Origin of the sequence: Mycobacterium sp. NAZ190054 (assembly GCF_001545925.1) — a bacterium.
Lineage (GTDB): Bacteria > Actinomycetota > Actinomycetes > Mycobacteriales > Mycobacteriaceae > Mycobacterium.
In genome coordinates this window covers 1-518 of the sequence record NZ_LMVQ01000540.1, presented here as the reverse complement: position 1 = coordinate 518, position 518 = coordinate 1, and the positions used below count along the sequence as shown (strand labels likewise).

General features: G+C 55.0%; 1 protein-coding gene. It reads right to left on the bottom strand.

All coding sequences use genetic code 11. The annotated features are described in order from the left end of the window. Nucleotides 1–151: 151 nt before the first annotated feature. A complete protein-coding gene (locus ASJ79_RS32825; protein ID WP_156448652.1) occupies nucleotides 152–379 on the bottom strand; it encodes a hypothetical protein in 228 nt (75 codons plus the stop codon). Between the last annotated feature and the right edge of the window lie 139 nt (nucleotides 380–518).

Sequence of the window (518 nt, the reverse complement as noted above, 5' to 3'; positions counted from 1 at the left end):
GTCTCGAAACCCTTCTCTTCTTCCCTTTTTTCTCCCTCCGCCGGATAGATCGCGCGGTCCTCGCTGAACCGCCCCACCCCATACCTCATGCCGAGAATTAGAACTTTTTCCCCTGTGTGGCCGCAAGGTTTTCCCCGTCACGTTTCCCTCCTCACCCCTCTTCACGGGGGCGACTCTCGGATCGGCGCGGGGCTCTCCCCTTTCTTTCTCTCTTCCTTCCCTCTCTTTTCCTTTTCCTCTCTTTCTTCTCCTTCCTCTTTTCCCTTTCCCTTCCTTCCCCCCCCCTTCTCTTTCCCCCCTCCCCTCTTCCCTCTCTTTCGCTTTCCTCGCCTCCCACGGCATCGACAATTTCCTTACCTCTCTTTCCCTTTTCTTCCATACACCCTCACTCGCACACCACAAGCTACTCTGGGGATCCACTATCGCGCGGACTCCCGCTTTTTCTCTCGGACGCCACCAGTACTTAACTCACTCGACTCTGACCACTAGTATGACCTCTCCTTGTTCAAAAACAACAC

Bases quoted from the DNA above. Each gene is read 5' to 3' on its own strand.
- ASJ79_RS32825 (WP_156448652.1), bottom strand. From the start codon at position 379: ATGGAAGAAAAGGGAAAGAGAGGTAAGGAAATTGTCGATGCCGTGGGA.